This window comes from Fulvimarina endophytica (genome assembly GCF_003403015.1).
In the GTDB taxonomy this organism is placed as follows: domain Bacteria; phylum Pseudomonadota; class Alphaproteobacteria; order Rhizobiales; family Rhizobiaceae; genus Fulvimarina; species Fulvimarina endophytica.
Genome location: NZ_QURL01000010.1, coordinates 1 through 18,992, shown reverse-complemented (window position 1 = coordinate 18,992; position 18,992 = coordinate 1). Strand labels below are relative to the sequence as shown.

Genomic DNA, 18,992 nt, shown 5'->3' with positions numbered 1-18,992 from the left:
GTCAGATATCCTCGGGCTCGAACGGCTCGTTCGCCCTGGCGCCGAACACGAGCAGAAGGACCAGTTCGGCGAGCGCCTGGACGGCCAGAAGCGCGAAGCCGAGGACGATCGGGAGGTAGAAGCTCCAATAGGGCAGCGAGAGCGTCGTATTGGTCCGCCTGCCGATGGAGACGGTCTGCATCATCGATTCGAAGCCGTACCAGGCGATGACGAGGGCGAGAGCCGCGATCAGGGCGAAGGTGATGGCTTCAAGCGCGGCGCTGACCCGGGGCCCGGCGGCGTTCGAAAGCAGCGTGATGGTGATGAGCTGCCGCTGGTTGAGGCAGGCGGCGAGAATGAGGAACGTCGCCCAGACCATTCCGAGCCGTGACATCTCCTCCACCCAGTGGGTCGGGGCGTTGAAGACGTAGCGCACGACGACCTCGTAGGTCACGATCGCTCCGATCAGGAGATAGATCCAGGAACTGAGCTCCGCGATGCCCATCACCGCTTTGTCGAGAAGGCGCACGAGCGGATGGCTCCGTATGCGTGGCCGATGCTGATCATGTGTCATGAGGAGACCTGTTCCCTGGAAATAGTTCGCAAGCCTGACCGTTGCGACGACGGGTCGGCGAGGTCAACGCAGGAGAGGGGAGGGGAGGAGCGCGCCCGTTCGCGGGAACCGGCCATCGCGTGGGAGCGCCCTGCCGCCACCGGGCGATGGCCGCGGCGCAGATCGCCGCCATGACGCGGGCGAGGGGCGGATGCGAGGCAGCCGAGGCCGCGAGCGGCCCCGCCGGACGCGCCTTCACGGGCGCCCGGTGGAGCCGGTTCGGCCTTACTGGACCTTTTCGGCCTCCTCGAAGACCGTCTTGGAGACGTCGTCTCCGCTTTCGTAGAAGTGTTCGGCGACCGAACGCGTCGCCTCCTTCCACTGGGTCTTCTCGGCGTCGGTCAGCTCGATGACGTCCATCTTTTCCGACAGTTCGGCCTTGGCCTTGTCGTTGACGGTGAAGATCTCGTCCATCAGCTCGGACTCCATCTCCTCGCCGACCTCCTGGAAGATCTTCTGCGTCTCGGGCGACAGGCTGTCCCAGACACCGGAGCTCATGAGGGCGAAATGCGTCTCGTACATGTGGTCCGTCGCCACGACATATTTGGAGACCTCGTAGAGGCGGCGATCGGTGACCGAACTCCAGCCGGTCAGGCCGCCGTCGACGATCCCGCGCTGCAGCGCCAGGAACTGCTCGCCGCCGCTGGTGACGACGGGAGCTGCGCCCACGGCCTCGACGAACTCGCTGACGGTCGAACCGAAGGTGCGGATCTTCATGCCCTTCATGTCGTCCGGCACGTGGACCGGCTTGTCCCGGGTCACCATGGCGATCGAGCCGTAGGGAATCCAGAAGGCGGCATGAAGCCCCTTCTTCTCGATCTCCTCATCGAGGGTCGTGCGGATCGGGTTGCCGCGGGTGACGGAGTGATCGAGCTTCTCGCGCGTGTCGAAATAGAAGGGCACGGCGAAGATGTTGAAGGCCGGGATGGTGCCGGCGAGGATCGAGGCGGAGGCGATGCCGATATCGACGGTGCCGTTGGCGACGGCCTGGTCCATCTGCTGATCGGTGACGAGGGACTGGGCCGGGTAGACCTCGAAGGAGATCTCGCCATCGGTTCGTTCGTTGACCCGGTCTGCGAAGGTCTGGATGGCGCGCGTCAGGTAGTGATGCTGCGGCACGCTGGTGGCGACACGGAGCGTGCGGTCCTCGGCGTGCGCGGATGTCACGGCGAGAGTGACGGCTGCGGCGCACAGGCCGGTTGCGAAGATCTTCATGCTTCCTCCCGTTGAAAAAGGTGCGGCCGAGCCTCCAACCCGAAACGCCGCTCGATAGCCGCCTCCTCTGTCCGGCCCGACACGCGTCCTACCGCGATGTCGGGTTGAGGAGCCGGCGCTACGACTTTGCGCAAACGATTGCGCTAATGAAATGTATCGCGTCTTCCTCGTTCACTGTCAAGACGTTCGGAGCGCCCTATTGTCGGCAATATCGGATGACCCTTCCCGATTTTCAGGCTGTAATTGAAAGCGCAAACGGTTGTTCCTGATGCGCCCATCCGTAAGCGGGCGAGACCTACTCCGCCGTCCAGCCGCCGTCGATCAGCATATGGGTGCCCGTCATGAGGGACGACGCGTCGGAGGCGAGGAAGAGCGCGGCCCCCGTGATGTCGGACACGGACCCGAACCGGCCGAGCTTGATCCGCGCGAGGCAGTCGGCGCGGAAGGTCTCGTCCTCAAGAAACGGCTTCGTCATCGGGGTCTCGACGAAGGTCGGGCAGATCGTGTTCACCCGGATCCCGTGGGCGGCAAGTTCGAGGGAAGCGGCCTTTGTCAGGCCCTCGAGCGCCCATTTCGTGGCGCAGTAGAGCGTGCGGTTGCGGGCTCCCACATGCCCCATCTGGGAGGACATGTTGACGATCGAGCCGCCACGGCCGCCTTCGGCCATCCGCGATGCCGCCGCCTGCATGGCGAAGAACGCCGCACGCAGGTTAAGGCCCGCGACATGGTCGAAATCCTCCTCGCTCACATCGAGAAAGGGTCCCGGCCGGTTGGTCCCGGCATTGTTGACGAGGATGTCGAGCCGGGGCAGCGAGGCGACATAGCCCCTGAAGGCGCCGCCATCCGTCACGTCGATCGCCGCCGCCTCGGCGCGAAAGCCCGCCGCGCGGATCTCACCGGCCGCGTCCTCGATCTCGCTCCCCGTTCGCGCCAGGAGCCTCACATCCGCGCCTGCCCGCGCATAGACGTCCGCCACCGCGCGACCGATGCCGCGCCCGGCGCCGGTCACGATCGCGATCCGGCCGTCGAGGGAGAAATCGGGCGCCGGGGTCATTCGGCGGCTTCCCCGTAAGGCACGTTGTCGCCGCCGAAGCGGCGCACGCGCAGATTGGCCTGCTCGGCATGGCCGACGAACCCTTCGAGCATGCACAGGCGCGAGCAGTAGCGCCCGATCTCGGCCGCAGCCGCATCCGTGTCGACGCGCTGATAGGAATGGGTCTTCAGGAATTTTCCCACCCAAAGGCCGCCGGTATAGCGCCCGGCCTTCTTCGTCGGAAGCGTATGGTTGGTGCCGATGACCTTGTCGCCATTGGCGACATTGGTGCGCGGGCCCAGGAACAGCGCGCCATAGGCGGTCATGTTCTCAAGATACCAGTCGTCGCGATCCGTCATCACCTGCACGTGCTCGGAGGCGATCTCCTCGGCTGTCGCCAGCATCTCCTCGTGGCTGTCGCACAGGATGACCTCGCCATAGTCGCGCCAGCTCGCACCCGCCGTCTCGGCCGTCGGCAGGATGGCGAGGATCCGGTCGATCTCCTCGAGCGTGCCCTCCGCGAGGCGGCGGGAATTGGTGAGGAGAACCGCCGGCGAGTTGTAGCCGTGCTCGGCCTGACCGAGAAGATCTGTCGCGCAGAGCTCCGCGTCGACCGTGTCGTCGGCGATGACCATCGTCTCGGTGGGGCCGGCGAACAGGTCGATGCCGACGCGACCGAACAATTGACGCTTCGCCTCGGCGACGAAGGCGTTGCCCGGACCGACGAGCATATGCACCGGAGCGATCGTCTCAGTGCCGAGCGCCATGGCCCCGACCGCCTGGATTCCGCCGAGCACGTAGATCTCGTGCGCCCCGCCGAAATGCATCGCCGCGATCACGGCCGGGTTCGGCTCCCCGTTGAAGGGCGGGGTCGCGGCGACGATGCGCGGCACGCCCGCGACGGAGGCGGTGGCGACCGACATATGGGCCGAGGCGACCATGGGAAACTTGCCGCCCGGCACGTAGCAGCCGACGGACTGGACCGGGATATGCTTGTGGCCGAGGACGACGCCCGGAAGGGTTTCGACCTCGATATCGGTCATCGATGCGCGCTGGGCCTTGGCGAAGGCGCGCACCTGCTCCTGCGCGAAACGGATGTCGTCGAGTTCGCGCCTGGAGAGCCGGGCGACGAGAGCCTCGATCTCGCTTTCGGAAAGGCGGAAGCTTTCCGGGGTGTAGCGATCGAATCTCTGCGACATTTCCCGGACCGCGACATCGCCGCGCGCCTCGATATCGGCCAGCGCGGCCTCGACCGACCGGCGAACGCCGAGATCGTCCGCCGCCTTCGCCGCTTCTTCGCGACCGCGCTTGAGATAGGTGATGGTCATGGCTGATGTCTCCGCTTCTGAATGGATGGGAACCGGCCGGGGCCAATTCGTTTTCGCGAGCCGCACTGCAAAGGCCGGATGGCTCGAACGGACTGCCGTTTCGCCGTGGCGCCTCGGCGAAGGATCACGCGAAGCTCGACACCGCAGATACCGGGCGTCGCTGCTTCTGCACCTGCGCCGGATCGGCGTTGCGGCCGAGAGCGACGAGGAGCACCGGCGTCTCGCCGGCGGCGAGGGCGAACGCTCGCGCCACCTCTGCCGGATCGAAGCCGCTCATCGGACAGGCCGCGATGCCGTCGGCTTCGGCGGCCAGAAGGAGCGTCATGGCGGCAAGGCTTGCAGAGCGGATCGCCTCGGCCTTGCCTGCGCAAGGGTCCGAATAGGACCGGCCGATCTGCCGATCGAGCCTTTCACGCTCGCTCGCCGGCAGCCGCCCGTCCTCCTCGTCACGGTTCATGAGGGCCGAGAAGGCGTCCGAGACCGGCTCGATGCCGACGACGATCACGACGGCCGCCGCATCGGTGATCTTCTCCTGCCCGTAGGCCGCTGGCTTGAGCCGTGACCGGCTGTTCGGGCTGTGGGCGACGACGAAGCGCCAGTTCTGAAGGTTGAAGGCACTGGGCGCCTGGACCGCGGCCCCGATCAGGCCTTCGATCGCCGCACGCGACAGGGTCGCCCGCGGATCGAAGGCCTGGCAGGAGAGGCGTGAGCGGAGCAGGCCGCGCGCGGCCATACCGCGCCCATCGGACGGATCGGCCGGGCCCGCCGAGCCCGCAGGGACGGAGATATCTGAGTTCAAGATCATCCTCGATGCCGTGTTTCGAACCCTTGTGGCCGAGCCCGGAGGCCCCGAGGCCCCGAGCGCGACGAAGGGGCAACCTCGTCGGGGAGGAATGCCCCCGCCGATACCGGTCGTGCCGGCCTCGATCGCCTATCGCGCGATCGCCCAAACCCTCATTGCGTCGCCTGCTCCCCGAGGGCCATCGGCCGGGGATTGGGCGATGGCGGCCACTTGATGTCCTCGGCCGAGGCCATGCCGCGCAACAATCGTTTGAGGATGCGGATCTCGTTGTCGGGAATATCGGCGAGGCACTGGGCCTCGGAGGCCTTGAGAATGGCGACGATCTCGACGATCTCACGGCGGCCCTCGGCCGTCAGATAGATGAGGACGGAGCCGTTCGGATCGTCGGAGGCCCGGCGCAGCAGACCCCTTTCGATCAGGCCCTCGATCGTGGCGTCGCCGACTTCGTCGCCCCGCGCGCGGCCGATCCGCTTGATCTCATCGATCGACAGGCCGTCGCCATGGCCGAGGAGCTGAAGGACGGCGTAGTCGGCCCCGCTCCAGCCGCGTCGCCGCCGTTCGGCGACGGCTTCCTCCCGGATCCGGTAGAAGACGCGGGAGATGAGATAGATGAAGTCGTTCGGCGAGAGACTTTCCTCGCGCTCGGCGGTGGTCCGCTCCTCGTCCTCGTGCTGAACGACGAGCCCGTAGCGGCCGCCGTGGAAGACGAGCGGCGGCGTCGGCCAGTGGGTGAACTCGACGATCTCGCCGACGAAGATGATGTGGTCGCCGCCCTCGTACTGGTAGACGGTGCGGCATTCGAAGCGGGCGGCGCAACGCTTCAGGAGCGGCACGTCGCCGACCCCGCGCTCGATGTCCAGCCCCTCGAACTTGTCGGCCTTCTTGCCGGCGAAGAGCCCGGACAGATCGTCCTGATCGGCACCGAGAATGTGGACCGCGAAGTGCTCCGCGTCGCGATAGTCGGCAAAGCTGGAGGATGTCTTCGACAGGCTCCACAGGATCATCGGCGGATCGAGCGAAACCGAGCTGAAGCTGTTCGCCGTGCGCCCGATATCGACGCCGGAGGGCGCGCGGGTGGTGACGATCGTCACGCCCGTCGCGAAGGATCCGAGCGCGTTGCGCAGTATCTTCTTGTCATCGGTCATGGTCGTACGGCGCGAGGCCCTCCCGTTTTCACCTGATTGATGGGGCCGCGCGCGCTCATCCCCGGCGCGCGGCCAAGTTTCCCGTTTCCGGGCCGGCGGCGATCCGCCCGTGTCCTGAAGCTTCTCCGCTCAGGCCTCGAGCGGGATCTCGACATCGAGAAGCGGCGCGTGCTGCTGGGCGCCGTAGACGTCGGTGTCGCCGAAATCGCCCGCCGGGATCGCCCGCGGGAACGTCGCCTTGAAGGCGGCGGCGGTGTCATAGGGCGTGAAGAGGATGTCGGCCTCCGGCACGCCGTAGAGCCGCGAGAAGAGCGCGGCGTTGAGAACCCCGGTCTCCTTCACCCTCCGGTAGAGGTCGTGGTCCTCGAAGAGCACGTCGATCGTCACGTTGAACGGACCGGCATTCTTGCTCTTGCAGATCTGGGCGATGTCCTTGATCTTCGGCATGGTTCTCAGACCTTCTCGTATTCGATCGGGAAAATCGCACACGGATCGTCGAGCGACAGCGTGTGGAAGACGTTGAAGCGGTACATCGCCCCCATTTCGATGTCGGAGGGGCTGAAGGGGAAGGCCATGTTGCCCTCCTTGCAGAGCCGTCCCGGGAAGTCGGCATGCAGCATCGAGGTCCGTGCCATGGCGAGAACCGCGTTCGCGGTGTCCTGGTCGCGCGCGACCACCTCGATGACGAAGCCGAGTTCGTGGGAGGCGAACTCCTTCAGGGGCTCCCAGCCGCCCATCACTCCGTTGCGCCCATAGGTGTGGACGATGAGGGTGTAGGCGTCGCGCGGCACGCCGAAGGCCTCGGCCTTGGCGAGGACCTTTTCGCGATGGGTCGTCAGATAGTCCTCGATCTGGGAGATCAGCACCGGGTCGCGGGTGCCGCAGATCGCGATCGCCCGGTAGCCGGCGAGTTCCACCCCTTCGAGCTTGACCGTGTACTGGTCGGCCGGAGTCCAGGTCATGCCGTCGATCTTCACCGCCCGGTCGCTGACCGGAATGAAGCGGCAGGCGCTGGTGTCGAGCAGGCCGCCGGGTTCGACGTGGTGGATCGGGCTCGAATTCTCGTGAAGCGCGAAATTGGCCACGGCGAGCGGCGTCGAACGGCGGATCGGATTGGGCGGCTCGCACACCACATGGTCGTTGCGCACCCTGAGGAAGATACAGTCGGGTTCCTTGGGAACGGTGGGCTCGGCGCCGCATTCCAGCATCTTGCCCGCATACCAGGAGGGCGCCGGGGCCATGCCGGCGCGGATCGCGGGCGCCGCCCACTGGGCGGGATCGCTGCTGCGTCCGGCCAGGATCACCTGCGCCCCCTCGTCGAGGGCGCGGGCGAAGGGCTCGGGTCCCATCATCGCGACCACGCGCTCGGAGCGATCGATCGTCTCGCCGTCGAGCGGCTTCATGCGGGCGAGCGGCCTCGTGCGCCCGGCCTCGGCCCAGCCGCGCAGATCCGCCTTCGGCTGCTCGGAATGGATGAGCGCCATCTTGAAGGACAGCTTCTCCTCGCGGGCGATCTCGCGCACGAGATCGGCGGTCGCCTTAAGGTGAGGCTCGCCGCCCGCGCCACCGGCCGTGCCGATGATGCAGGGAATGCCGGCGGCGACGCTCGCCTGGAGCATCAGCCTCAGATCGCGCTTGACCGACAGGCGCGAGGTGAAGGACTTGCCGGCGCCGAGATAATAGGGGCCGGGATCGGTGCTGCCGCCGTCGCAGCCGATGACGTGGGGCTCCCACGACATTCCGATCTTCAGCGACTCCTCGGCATAACCATAGCCGAGGATGCCGCTCGTCGAGAGCATCCTGAATTCTTCCATTTATACCTCCCAATGGGCGCCGTCGGCGGCCCGATCCTGATCGAGGGGTTCCCGTGCCCTATTCGGCCGCCGCCCGGCGCTCGGCCTGGACGGGGAAGGGCAGGCCGAGATTCTCGCGCAGGGTCGAGCCCGCGTAATCGCGGTGATAGAGGCCCCGCCGCTGAAGCTCCGGCACGACGAAGCGGGTGAAGTCCTCGAAGGCACCCGGCGTGTGGGTCGCGGCGAGGACGAAGCCATCGCAGGCCCGCTCGGTGAACCATTCCTCCATCTGGTCGGCGACCGCCGTCGGCGTGCCGCAGAAGATCGGGAACTCCCCGATCGTGCCGCGCCCGGAGAAGTGGACGAAGTCGCGCACCGTTGGATTGGCCTTGCCGGACAGGGCGACGACGCGGTCGCGGAAGCCGGACCAGGAGAGCTTTGCGAGCTCCTCCTCGGTGAATTCGCTGTCCATCGGCTTGGAGCCGAAGTCGAAATTGAGCGCTTCGGACAAAAGCACCACCGCATCGACCGGCTTTGCGAGCGCGCGGATATATTCGCGCTTCTCCTCGGCGATCGCCTGGGTCTCGCCGACGCAGACATAGCAGGCCGGGCAGATCGCGACCTCGTCCGGATTGCGACCGGCGGCCTCGACCTCCTGCTTCACGGCCGCGTACTGCGCCTTGCCCATGTCCTTGTTGGGATAGACGACGAAGATCAGATTGCCCCAGCGGCCCGCGAACTGGCGGCCGCGACCGCTCTGGCCGGCCTGGATCAGCACCGGATGCCCCTGGGGCGAGCGGGGCACGGGAAGCGGGCCGCGGGAGCTGAAATACTTCCCCTTGTGGCCGAGCCTGTGCACCTTTTCGGGATGGGCGAACAGGCCGGACTGCTTGTCGACGACGAGCGCATCGTCCTCCCAGCTGTTCCAGAGCCCGGTCACGACCTCGAGGAATTCGTCGGCGCGCTCGTAGCGCAGGTCATGGGCGAGGTGTTCGGTTCGCCCGAAATTCGCAGCTTCCGAATTGTTGAGCGAGGTGACGACGTTCCAGGCCGCGCGGCCCCTCGTCATCAGATCGAGCGTCGCAAACAGCCGCGCCACGTGGAACGGCTCGTAATAGGTGGTCGAATAGGTGATGCCGACCCCGAGCTTCTGGGTCGCAAGACCGATCGCGGTGATGATCGAGACCGGGTCCATCTTGACCACCCGCACGCCGTTCGCCACGGCCTCGGAATGATCGTCGTCGAAGATGTCGGGCATCGCGAGGCGATCGTCGAAGAAGGCGAGGTGGAACTTGCCGTCCTCGAGCACCCGTCCGACCCTCTGGAAGTAGTCGGGCGTCAGGAAATCCGTCGCATTGGCGGGGTGGCGCCAGGATCCCGGGGCGATCGAACAGTTCTGCGCCTGCAGGAACCCCACCATTTTGATCTGTCTGTCGGGTGCGTTCATGAATTCGACCTCCTCAAGCCGCGTACGGGTTTCCCACCGGCACTCATTCGTTGCGCAAACGTGTGCGCACTAATTGTGTTGAACCGCTTCCGACGCGCCTTGTCAAGTCACTCCATTGCGTATGGGGATAGAGAAATCGGGATCGATGCGAGCGTGATGGGCGCGAAACGGCCTATTCGAACCATTGCAATCGCTTGCGCCTAAAGTAGCCGGCGACAGCACCGTTCCGCTTTGCTAGGAGATGCCATGGAAGAAGAAACCGAGCTGAAGCCCACCCGGCGCACGACCATCGTCACCCTGTCGCAGAAGGCCGGCGTGGCGCCCTCGACGGTGACGCGGGCCTTGCGCGGAGACAGCCGCATATCGACGAAGACCCGTGAGCGGATCCTCGGCCTCGCACGCGAATTCGGTTACACCCCGAACGCGCTGGCGCGCACGCTCTCCTCCGGCCGAAGCGGGCTCTACGGTCTGGTTCTCGGGCCGTCCACGAACCCCTTCTATACCGAACTCCTGCACGAGGCGACGGCGCAGGCCGAGGCGCTCGGCGTGCGCCTTTTGATCATCCACGCCGGGCTCGGCCCCATCGAGGAGCGGACGGCGGAAGCGCTTCTGCAATATCAGGTGGACGGCTGCATCATTTCGTCCGCGATCATGACATCGCGGGCCAGCGAGATCTGCGCGGCCAATCAGGTGCCGCTCGTGATGGTCAACCGGGTCGCCATGCAGCGCGCCTGCGCGGTCACCTGCGACAACCGGGCGGGTGGCCGCGAACTCGCCGAGCTGCTGCGCTCGAAGGGACGGCGCCGGATCGCGATCGTGCGGACCTCGTCGACGAGCTCGACCTCGCAGGAGCGCGAGGACGCCTTCGCGGCAAGCCTTGCGAAGGACGATCTGACGCTGGCTCTGAGGCTCGACGGCCATTCGACCTATGACGGGGGCTTTGAGGCCGGGCGGACGATCGCCGCGATGGCGCCCGCCGAGCGCCCAGACGGCGTCTTCGCGGTGAGCGACATCATGGCCATGGGCGTCCTCGACGCCTTCCGGCTGGCGGGCGTGCGGGTCCCGGACGACATCGCCGTGGTCGGTTTCGACGGCCTTCCGTCCTCGGCCCGGCCGATCTACGATCTGACGACGATCGAGCAGCCGCTGCCCCTGATGATCCGCCGGTCCTTCGAGATCCTTCAATCGCGCAGCAAGGACCAGAACCAGCCGGAGGAGGTCCTCTCCCTGCGCGGACGCCTGATCGTCCGCGGCTCGAGCGGCGCCTGAGTTCCGCGGACGGGGTGTCTGCGGTTTCGCACGATACGGCCACCGGGCAGCATCGAGAGGCGTGGAGCGTCAGGCGCGAAAGCGTTCGTCCGTCACCGGGACCGGGGAACCGCAGTCCCTATGCCAGGATGATCAGGTCCTCCTTCTTCCAGGTCACCTCGACCGGCGAGCCCATCCTGATGTCGTCTTCGCCGGTGCGCGGGACGATCGCCTGGAACTGGCGGCCGTCGCAGTCGATCGAATAGGTGCTGAGGCTGCCGGAGAAGAGCTTGTGGCGCACGATGCCCGTCAGCGTGCCGGCTTGCGAAAGGTTCACGCTCGCAAGGCCGCCGGGCACGACATGGACGCGCTCGGGGCGGATCGCGCAGCGCAGGTGTCCCGAACTCCGCGCCGCCTCCTGGGGGAGGGGGATCGAGACGCCGTTTTCGAGGGTGAGCCGTCCGCCCTCCGCCGTGCCCTCGATGATATTGGCCTCGCCGAGAAAGGTCGCGGCGAATTCGCTGCGGGGCCGGTCGTAGATCTCCTCGGGCGCGCCCTCCTGGACGATGGCCCCGTCCTTCAGGATGCCGATGCGATCGGAGATCGAGAGGGCCTCGTCCTGGTCGTGGGTGACGAAGATCGTCGTCACGCCCACCTCGCGCTGGATGCGCTTCAACTCGATCTGCATGTCCTTGCGAAGGCCCTTGTCGAGGGCCGAGAGCGGCTCGTCGAGGAGGAGGACGCGCGGCTTCGTCACGATGGCCCGGGCGAGCGCGACGCGCTGGCGCTGGCCGCCGGAAAGCTGGTGCGGGCGGCGCTTGGCCAGATGACCGAGCTGGACGAGATCGAGCGCGTCCGAAACCGCCTTCTCGACGCCCGCGCCCTTTTCGCCGCGCACCCTAAGGCCGAAGGCGACGTTCTCGGCGACGCTCATATTCGGGAAGATCGCATAGTTCTGGAACACCATGCCGATGCGGCGCTTGTCGACGGGAACGGACTCCACCGCCTCGCCGCCGATGAGGATCGAGCCTTCGTCGGGATATTCGAAACCCGCGATCATGCGCAGCAGCGTCGTCTTGCCCGAGCCCGACGGCCCGAGCAGGGCGTAGAAGCCGCCATCGGCAAAGGAGATCGAGACATCGTTCAGCGCCCGGTAGGCACCGAAGGACAGGCTGACATTCTTGACGTCGACGCGGGCCATTACCTGTCTCCTGCAAAGCGGAAGAAGCGCGAGACGATGAGCATCAATCCCATGGAGAACAGGATGACGATCGTCGAAACGGCGTTGATTTCGGGCGTGAAGCCCTTGCGGATCGCGGCATAGATCTCGACCGGCAGGGTCGTCTGGCCGGGTGTCGCGAGGAAGTAGGACACGACGAACTGGTCGAAGGAGACCGCGAAGGCGAAGAGGGCGCCGGCGACGATGCCCGGCGCGATGGCGGGCAGGGTGACCTTGCGCGTCGTCTGCCAACGGCTCGCGCCGAGGGAGGCGGCCGCATCCTCCAATTCGCGCGGAAAGGTCTGGAGCCGCGCCGAGACGACGATGATCACATAGGGAAGGGCGAGCGCCACATGGCCGAGGAGGATGGCATGGAGGCCGCGCCCGATGCCGGTGCCGAAGAAGAAGATGAGCATCGCCGTTCCCGAGATCAGCCAGGGAATGGCGATCGGCGGAAACAGCAGGGCCTGGAGCGCCCGCTTGCCCCTGAAGTCGCTGCGGAAGAGCGCAAGCGACGCCGCCGTGCCGAGCGTCGTTGCAATCAGCGTCGTCAGGACGGCGATCTGAAGCGAATTCAGCGTCGATGCGATCAGCCCCTCGTTCGAAGCCAGCGCCGCATACCAGGATGTCGTTCCTTCGAAGGGCAGCTGGTAGAAGGGCGAGGCGTTGAAGGACATCGCCGCCATGATGACGAGGGGCAGATAGAGGAAGACGAGGACGAGGCCGATATAGACGCGGCCGAGACCGGACAGGAGGGAGGAAGAGCGCATCATGCCGTTCTCCTGAGGACGGGCGCTGCGGCAAGGAGGATGACAAGCACGACCGCGAGCAGGATGAAGGAGAGGGCGGCGCCGAGCGGCCAGTTGTACACCGCCGTGAACTGGTCCTCGATCACGGTGCCGAAGAGGGTGCCGTTGCGCCCGCCGAGAATGCGGGGCTCCATGAAGGAGCCGACCACGGGAATGAAGATGAGGGCGGAGCCCGCGAGCATTCCGGGCATTGCGAGCGGCAGGACGATCCGGCGAAGGGCGGAAAGGCGCGAGGCGCCGAGCGAGCGGGCCGCCTCGATCAGTGCGTCGTCGATGGCCTGCAGGGTCAGGTAGCAGGTGAGCACCATATAGGGCAGGTAGGAGTGGACGAGCCCGATCACGACCGCCGGATAGGAATAGATCAGGTCGAAGGTGACCTCGAAGGGCAGGACCGCGTTGAGGGCGGTGTCGAGAATGCCGCCCTCGCGCAGCACCATCGACCAGGAGAAGACGCGCACGAGCGAATTGCTCCAGAACGGCAGGATGACGAGGAGGAAGATCGCCTCGCGGGCCCGGCCCTTCAGGATCTTCGCCAGCACATAGGCGGCGGGAAAGCCGATGACGAGACAGGCGAGGGTGACGATGAGGCCGAGGACCAGCGAGCGCCACAGCAGGGTGGCGTAGAGGGGATCTGAGAAGAAGGTCGCGTAGTTCTCGATCGTCAGCGACGGGGAGGGGGCGTTCGGCGCGATGTCGCTGAGGAGCGAGAAATAGACCATCGCCGACAGAGGCAGGAAGATCGCGAGCGTCAGCCACGCATAGGCCGGCAACAGAAGGGGCAGGGCCGAGAGAAGCCCGTTGCGCCGTCTCGTCTTGAAGGATGGCGTCATCTGCGTCGTCCTTGGGCATCGGATGACGACCCGGGGTCGCCCGATGGGTTCGAGATCGTGGATGGGCGGCGGCCTGCCGCGCGGGTTCTAGGCCGCGCGGCAGAGTAGGGCAGGGCAGGGCGGGACGATCCCGGTCAGTTCGCGCCGACCTTCAGCTTCTGCCAGGTCTTGAGGTAGCTCTCGCGCTGCTCGTCGGTGATCGGCTGCTGGAACTGGACGCGCTCCGCGATCTCGGGCGAGCCCATGACGCGCCGGTTGAAGGCGTCTTCGGGAAGGGCCGCGACGGCCCGGCGGCTCGCCGAAACCGGGGCGCCGACCGTCTGGTCCCATTCCACGTAGAATTCGGGGGAGATCATGTAGTTTATGAACTTCTCCGCGCCCTCGACATTGTCCGAGCCCACGGGGATGGCGAAGCTGTCGAGCCAGCCGACGGCGCCTTCCTCGGGCACCGCGAGGGAGACCGGCAGGTTGAACTGCGCCTTGGCGCGGCCCGCCGAGCCCGACCAGTAGGTGCCGAGATCGATCTGGTTGGAGGCGACCATCTGGTTCCAGTCGTTCTCGGCCGACCAGAAGGTGCGAACATTGGGCAGAAGCTCGGTGAGCGAGGTCTCGACCGCCGACATATCCTTGATGTCGTTGATGTTCTGGCCGGTCGCCAGCGCGCCGAGCTGGATCGCCTCGACCGCGTCGTCGCGGATCGTCACGCGGCCCTCGTGCTCGGGCTTCCACATCTCCCTGATCGAGGTCGGCGCCGTGTCGAAGGCCTTGTCGTTGATCGCGATCGTGGTGAGGCCCCAGGTCCATGGCACGCCATAGGTCTTGCCGTCCTCGTTCAGCATGGCGGAGGCTGCCTGATCGGGATCGAGATCGCCGTAGTTCGAGATCTTCGCCGTGTCGATCGGCTGGACCAGGTTCTCCTCGAGGGCCTGGCGCATGAAGGCGGCGTTGATCATCACCACGTCGTAAAGGCCGGGATTGGTGCGTAGCTTCGTCAGCATCTCCTGTTCGGAGTTGAAGAAGTCGTTGACGACCGTATCGCCGGTCATCTCCTCGAAGGCCTTGGTCGCGAAGGGCTCGTCCGCGCCATAGCCCTTCCAGTTCAGAACATGGACCTCGCCGGCATGAGCGCCGGTCGCAAGGAGGAGGGCGCCCGCGCAAAGGAGCATCGGCTTCATCGTCTTCGTCATGTCTCGTTTCCTTCAACCATCATCCGGGGTGGGGCTTGTCGTGTCATCGGATCTCGACCGGTTCCGCGCCGGTCGAGGTCCCGATCCTGATCCTTAAGGGCAAGAAATTCGAGGATCTCGTCATGGCCGGGGCCGCTCGCCCCGCCATGGCGCGTCACCGCGATGGCGGCGGCCGCATTGGCGTATCTGACGGCCTCTTCCGGCTCCATGCCGCGGGCGAGCGCGCTGACGAAGCTGCCGAGATGGGTGTCGCCGGCGCCGTTCGTATCGATCGCCTCGACCGCAAAGCCCTGAATGGTCGCAAGAGTGCCGGACCGGGTGAGGAGATGGGCGCCGTCCGCCCCGCCCCGCACGACGACGCCCCGCGCCCGGGGCATGCGTTCGGCAAGGATGCGGGCGGCCGCATCGGCGAGAGCCGCGCCCGGCTCGATCGCCGCGATCTCGCTCGTATTGGCGCTCAGCCAGGTCGCCCGGGCAAGCACCGCCGACAGGGCATCGGCCGGAATGTCGGCGATGACGGGCGCCGGGTCGAAGACGAGGTCCACGCCGTCTTCGAGGCGTTCCAGAAGGGAGAGAACGGCCGGGCGGCAGCGCGGATAGGTGAGGATATAGCCGTTGACGGTGACGATATCCCCCGGCTTCACCATGCCGGCAAGGGCGGCAAAGCCGTCGGCCCGCGCCTCGGCGCCCGGCCATGAGACGAAGGAGCGCTCGGCATCGGGCGTGACGAGGACGACGCAATTGCCGCTGTCCACATCGGCAAGCGGCGGCAGGAGAACCTCGATCCCCTCGGCCGCGAGAAAGGCGCGCAGCCGGTCGCCGTCGGCCCCCGTGCCCAGATGCCCGCCGCAGGCGGTGGCAAGCCCGGTGCGCCGGGCCGCGACCATCATGTTCACCGCCCCGCCCGGCAGGCGCTCGAAGCTTCCCGCCAGAAGCTCTGCCGCCCGCCGGGGCAGGCTTGGCACGCGATAGACATAGTCCATCACCGCTCCGCCGAGATGGATGAGGCGGGGCGCCATCAGCCGCGCGCTCCTCTGGCAGCGCCCCGAAGGCGCAGAAGCCCCTCGGCGAGGCGTTTCACCTCGGCGATGTCGAGGCCGCGCAGTTCGGCGACGCGCTCTGCGGGAAGCTTCGCGAACCCGCTCGCAGCCCCCGCCATGGTCGCGGCGATCGCGCCGATCGTATCGGTGTCGCCGCCGAGATTGGCGGCGATGACGGCGACCCGCCAGGGATCGCCCTTCGCCGCGACGACGACCGCGAAGGCGGCCGGAACCGATTCCTGCGAGGCGACGGAGGTGCCGACGAGATCGACGATGGAGGCGATCGCCGCCTCCTCCGACTGGCCGGAGACGAGATCGCGCGCCCAGCGGATGCGCGATGCGATATCGGGTGCGGCGGTCCAGGCTCCCACCTCGCGGGCACGAATGGCGGCCGCGATGCCGTGCTCGGCGGCAGCGTTCCAGTCCGCGCCGTCGATCGCGGCGGAAACGGCGGCCGCGACCGCCGAGGCGGCGGCGATGGCGACGGTCGTCGCATGGGTGGCCGCGCAGGTCTCGGCCACCTTGTCGATGAGGGCCGTCAACGGCTCGGCGGGCATAGCGATGGCGACGGGCGCGATGCGCATGGCCGCGCCATTGGTCGTGCCCTCGCGTCCGGCCTCCTTTGCGGGCGTGCCGGCGCGGATGAGGTCGATGGCGCGCTTGGTCGAGGGGCCGAGAAGGTCGTAGCTGCCGCGTGCCTTGACGTCGGTTTCCCAGGCAAGGAGCCGCTCGACCCACGCCGCGTGGTCGAAGCGCTCGCCGCCCGTCACGAGTTCTTGCGCAAGAAGCAGCGTCTGCTCCGTGTCGTCGGTGATCATGCCGGCGGGAAGGCCCCGGGAGACCGGATGATCCCCGGCCGGATCGATGAAGCGATCGACGAAGCCGTAGGCGCGGCGGATCGCGGCGGCCGAGAGAAGCTGCGTCGGCATGCCGAGCGCATCGCCGAGGGCCCCGCCCATGAGGGCGCCAAGAGCACGATCGAACTGGGTTTCGTCTGCGGTCACGTCAGAAATTCCGATGCAATGCGAAATGGGTGGGATTGAGGAGGCTGGTGATGTGTTCCATCACCCGGTCGTCGGCGGTGCGGATGACCCGGCGCATGCGCAGGAACATGGTTCCCGGCGGGCAGGCCATGGCTTCGGCATCCTCGGCCTCGAGCGCGACCACGTCGATCCACTCCTCGCCGTGATCGGGAACGAGCCCGGCCTCGCGCAGGGTCGAATGAAGCGAGCCGTCCCTCAGGCCCCGCATGGGCAGGTTCTCGATCTCGGGCATCATCGGGATGCGCGAGCGTTCGATCGAGATGGCGTGTCCGTCGCCGGCATCGGTCCGGGCCCGGTCGAGCGCAACGAATTCGCGGGCCTCGAGGCCGAGCCGCGTCGCCAGATCCCCGTCCTCGACGATTTCGAGGCGCAGCGTGCGCGTCAGGGCGTTGGCGCCGGCCTTGCGCAGGGCCTTGGTCCAGCCCGCCTCGTCGGCGACGATCCGGCCGTCGAAGGTGACGAAGGACCCGATGCCGACGCTCGTCGTGATGAGCCCGCGCTCGGCGAGATGGCCGAGGCTCTTGCGGACTGTCGATCGGCTGACCGCGAAGCGGCGCACCAGCGCGCTCTCGCTCTGCAACTGGTCGCCATGGGCAAGCCGTCCGGAGCGGATCTCCTGTTCGAGGATCCGGGCGATCCTCTCTGGCTTGCCGACCCCGACTCCGGTCCCGATGCCAGCCCCGGCCCCAACCCCGGCCCTCGACATGCCGCTCGCGCTCAACCTGTTCGCACCTGTTCTCAGACCTGTCTATACCTGTATCTTCCGTTGCCTCCGCGGACTTGTCAACGGCATCGCGGGTCGGGGAGAAAAATTTGCTTTAAGCACCGGTGCCGGTCTGTGGGCGATGGGAAAGGCCGCGTGGGACGTCCGGAGAGGTTCGTTCGCCCAACTGAGCGATTCACCGCCGAGCTGTGCCTGTGATAGGGAGGTCCGGTGCCGTTCACATCACGCAGATCCGAGGTTTGAATGACGCGCTGTCCCTGCTGCGGGGCCCGTGGCCTGCGCCCGAGCGAGCGTTCGTCCGGCCTCGGCGCCGCGGAATTTTCGGAATGCGGGCATTGCGGGATCCTGGTCGATCCGCGACTATCCGGGACCGGGACCGGGCCCGGGACGAAGGACGGGACGCTGGAGCGCTTCCTGAAGGAGCGACTGGCCCCGGAACACTTCGTCTCCCGGACCTGCGATCCGATCACCGTCGAGAGCTATGCGCTGCGGACCCTCGCCCTCGGGCGCGACCTCGCGACGACACCGCTCGGGGATGCGCAGCGGGATGCGCTTCGCCATCCCTATCGCCCGCTGCCCGCCATCGCCCGGCTGTCGCCCTTGTCTCTTATCGATCGCGTGCCGGTCTCTCTCGTCATGCTCTGCCGGCCTTCCGATCTCGAAGGGCTCGCGCGCCGGCTGCCGGCTCTGGGGCCGAGCTTTGCGGAGATCGTCCTCGTGGTTTCGGCGAGCGCGGTCCCGCCGAGGCCTGTGCCCGGCGGCGATGTCCGGATGCTGGCAAGACCGCTCGACGGCGATTTCGCGGCCCAGCGCAATGCCGGCCAGATCGCGGCGAAGAGCGACTGGGTGCTGCAACTCGATGCCGACGAGAGCCTCGACGACGACACGCTCGCCCATCTCGGCCGGGTCGCGGCGCTGGCCGACGGGACCGGTGCCCTCTCGGTCGGCCTGCCGCGTCGCAATCTCGTCGACGGCGTCCTCGCCGATCTCTACCCCGACGTTCAGTACCGGCTCAATCGCAGATCCGTGCGCTTCGAAGGGCGGGTGCACGAGCGCCCACTCCTGCCGCGCGGCTGGCGCGACGGCTTCATCGCGCCGAACCTCCACATCACCCATCACCTGACGCGATCCCACGTCGAAACGCGCTCGGCCCGTTACGAAGAGCTCTCGCCCGGCAAGGGCCGCACCTTCGAGCGCGACGCGCTGCTCACGCCCTACCGGCCGTGAGTGCGCAATTCATGCGAGGCGAAAGGCGTCCGATCAGGCAGCTTCCTCCTCGATCGTCAGATCGCGCAGAAGGGTATGGATCTGGTCGCCGCTGAGGCGCGCGGGATCGAATCCGCTGGACGTGCCGACGGCCGCGAAACGCTCCGCATCACGATCGGACGTTCCCACGAACCCCATCGCCCAGTTCGGAAAGCTGCGTGTTTCGATCGGATCGAGCGCGAGAAGGGAGACATCCCCATGACGATCGTCCTGCTGGATCCGCTCGAACGCCGCCTCGACATTCGCCAGAGGGCCTTCCAGCACCTGCGCG

Annotated in this window: 19 protein-coding genes; 2 read left to right on the top strand and 17 right to left on the bottom strand. The window is 66.9% G+C overall.

Translation table 11 applies throughout. The annotated features are described in order from the left end of the window. Position 1: 1 nt before the first annotated feature. The 9 genes from DYI37_RS18185 to DYI37_RS18145 form a co-directional block, all read right to left on the bottom strand. A complete protein-coding gene (locus tag DYI37_RS18185) occupies positions 2–553 on the bottom strand; it encodes a TRAP transporter small permease (RefSeq protein ID WP_116684706.1) in 552 nt (183 codons plus the stop codon). A gap of 264 nt (positions 554–817) precedes the next feature. Further along, positions 818–1,807: a TRAP transporter substrate-binding protein gene (locus DYI37_RS18180; RefSeq protein ID WP_116684705.1), complete on the bottom strand. Its 990-nt coding sequence runs from the start codon at positions 1,805–1,807 to the stop codon at positions 818–820. A gap of 295 nt (positions 1,808–2,102) precedes the next feature. Beyond that, positions 2,103–2,861 carry an SDR family NAD(P)-dependent oxidoreductase gene (locus DYI37_RS18175; RefSeq protein ID WP_116684704.1) on the bottom strand — a complete coding sequence of 253 codons (759 nt, stop codon included), beginning with the start codon at positions 2,859–2,861 and terminating at the stop codon, positions 2,103–2,105. After that, positions 2,858–4,168 (bottom strand): histidinol dehydrogenase, encoded by a 1,311-nt coding sequence (hisD, locus tag DYI37_RS18170; protein ID WP_116684703.1) that lies wholly within the window; start codon positions 4,166–4,168, stop codon positions 2,858–2,860. The genes DYI37_RS18175 and hisD overlap by 4 nt, the downstream gene beginning before the upstream one ends. A gap of 124 nt (positions 4,169–4,292) precedes the next feature. Then, entirely contained in the window at positions 4,293–4,967 is a 675-nt protein-coding gene (locus DYI37_RS18165; protein ID WP_158555215.1) for a nitroreductase family protein, read from the bottom strand. Between the two features lie 155 nt (positions 4,968–5,122). Next, on the bottom strand, positions 5,123–6,115 hold the full coding sequence (locus tag DYI37_RS18160; protein WP_116684701.1) for a flavin reductase: 993 nt from the start codon (positions 6,113–6,115) through the stop codon (positions 5,123–5,125). 129 nt (positions 6,116–6,244) lie between these two features. Then, positions 6,245–6,562: a DUF4387 domain-containing protein gene (locus DYI37_RS18155; RefSeq protein WP_116684700.1), complete on the bottom strand. Its 318-nt coding sequence runs from the start codon at positions 6,560–6,562 to the stop codon at positions 6,245–6,247. Positions 6,563–6,567: 5 nt separating this feature from the next. Then, entirely contained in the window at positions 6,568–7,914 is a 1,347-nt protein-coding gene (locus DYI37_RS18150) for an acyclic terpene utilization AtuA family protein (protein WP_116684753.1), read from the bottom strand. Positions 7,915–7,987: 73 nt separating this feature from the next. Continuing rightward, positions 7,988–9,355, bottom strand: coding sequence for an LLM class flavin-dependent oxidoreductase (locus tag DYI37_RS18145; RefSeq protein ID WP_116684699.1), 1,368 nt, complete (start codon positions 9,353–9,355; stop codon positions 7,988–7,990). Positions 9,356–9,601: 246 nt separating this feature from the next. Between DYI37_RS18145 and DYI37_RS18140 the strand changes: the two genes are divergently transcribed. After that, positions 9,602–10,624, top strand: coding sequence for a LacI family DNA-binding transcriptional regulator (locus DYI37_RS18140; protein WP_116684698.1), 1,023 nt, complete (start codon positions 9,602–9,604; stop codon positions 10,622–10,624). Between the two features lie 118 nt (positions 10,625–10,742). On the opposite strand, the gene DYI37_RS18135 is transcribed toward DYI37_RS18140, so the two are convergent. The 7 genes from DYI37_RS18135 to DYI37_RS18105 all read right to left on the bottom strand — a co-directional run bounded on the left by DYI37_RS18135 (position 10,743) and on the right by DYI37_RS18105 (position 17,452). Next, on the bottom strand, positions 10,743–11,804 hold the full coding sequence (locus DYI37_RS18135) for an ABC transporter ATP-binding protein (RefSeq protein WP_116684697.1): 1,062 nt from the start codon (positions 11,802–11,804) through the stop codon (positions 10,743–10,745). Next, positions 11,804–12,592 carry an ABC transporter permease gene (locus DYI37_RS18130; RefSeq protein ID WP_116684752.1) on the bottom strand — a complete coding sequence of 263 codons (789 nt, stop codon included), beginning with the start codon at positions 12,590–12,592 and terminating at the stop codon, positions 11,804–11,806. The genes DYI37_RS18135 and DYI37_RS18130 overlap by 1 nt, the downstream gene beginning before the upstream one ends. Continuing rightward, positions 12,592–13,461: an ABC transporter permease gene (locus tag DYI37_RS18125; RefSeq protein WP_116684696.1), complete on the bottom strand. Its 870-nt coding sequence runs from the start codon at positions 13,459–13,461 to the stop codon at positions 12,592–12,594. Before DYI37_RS18125 ends, DYI37_RS18130 begins: the two co-directional genes overlap by 1 nt. 134 nt (positions 13,462–13,595) lie before the next feature. Next, entirely contained in the window at positions 13,596–14,648 is a 1,053-nt protein-coding gene (locus DYI37_RS18120; protein ID WP_116684695.1) for an ABC transporter substrate-binding protein, read from the bottom strand. Then, on the bottom strand, positions 14,645–15,667 hold the full coding sequence (locus DYI37_RS18115; RefSeq protein WP_116684694.1) for a PfkB family carbohydrate kinase: 1,023 nt from the start codon (positions 15,665–15,667) through the stop codon (positions 14,645–14,647). Before DYI37_RS18115 ends, DYI37_RS18120 begins: the two co-directional genes overlap by 4 nt. Continuing rightward, on the bottom strand, positions 15,667–16,701 hold the full coding sequence (locus DYI37_RS18110; RefSeq protein WP_425365062.1) for an ADP-ribosylglycohydrolase family protein: 1,035 nt from the start codon (positions 16,699–16,701) through the stop codon (positions 15,667–15,669). Before DYI37_RS18110 ends, DYI37_RS18115 begins: the two co-directional genes overlap by 1 nt. Then, the gene (locus tag DYI37_RS18105; protein ID WP_245413995.1) at positions 16,694–17,452 is read right to left on the bottom strand and encodes a GntR family transcriptional regulator; all 759 of its coding nucleotides are present in this window, start codon (positions 17,450–17,452) and stop codon (positions 16,694–16,696) included. Before DYI37_RS18105 ends, DYI37_RS18110 begins: the two co-directional genes overlap by 8 nt. A gap of 246 nt (positions 17,453–17,698) precedes the next feature. Between DYI37_RS18105 and DYI37_RS18100 the strand changes: the two genes are divergently transcribed. Then, positions 17,699–18,682 carry a glycosyltransferase family 2 protein gene (locus DYI37_RS18100; protein WP_245413994.1) on the top strand — a complete coding sequence of 328 codons (984 nt, stop codon included), beginning with the start codon at positions 17,699–17,701 and terminating at the stop codon, positions 18,680–18,682. A 33-nt stretch (positions 18,683–18,715) separates the two neighbouring features. Here the strand turns inward: DYI37_RS18100 and DYI37_RS18095 are convergent. Continuing rightward, positions 18,716–18,992: BLUF domain-containing protein (locus DYI37_RS18095; RefSeq protein WP_147307945.1), on the bottom strand; the 277-nt coding region annotated here is incomplete at its 5' end.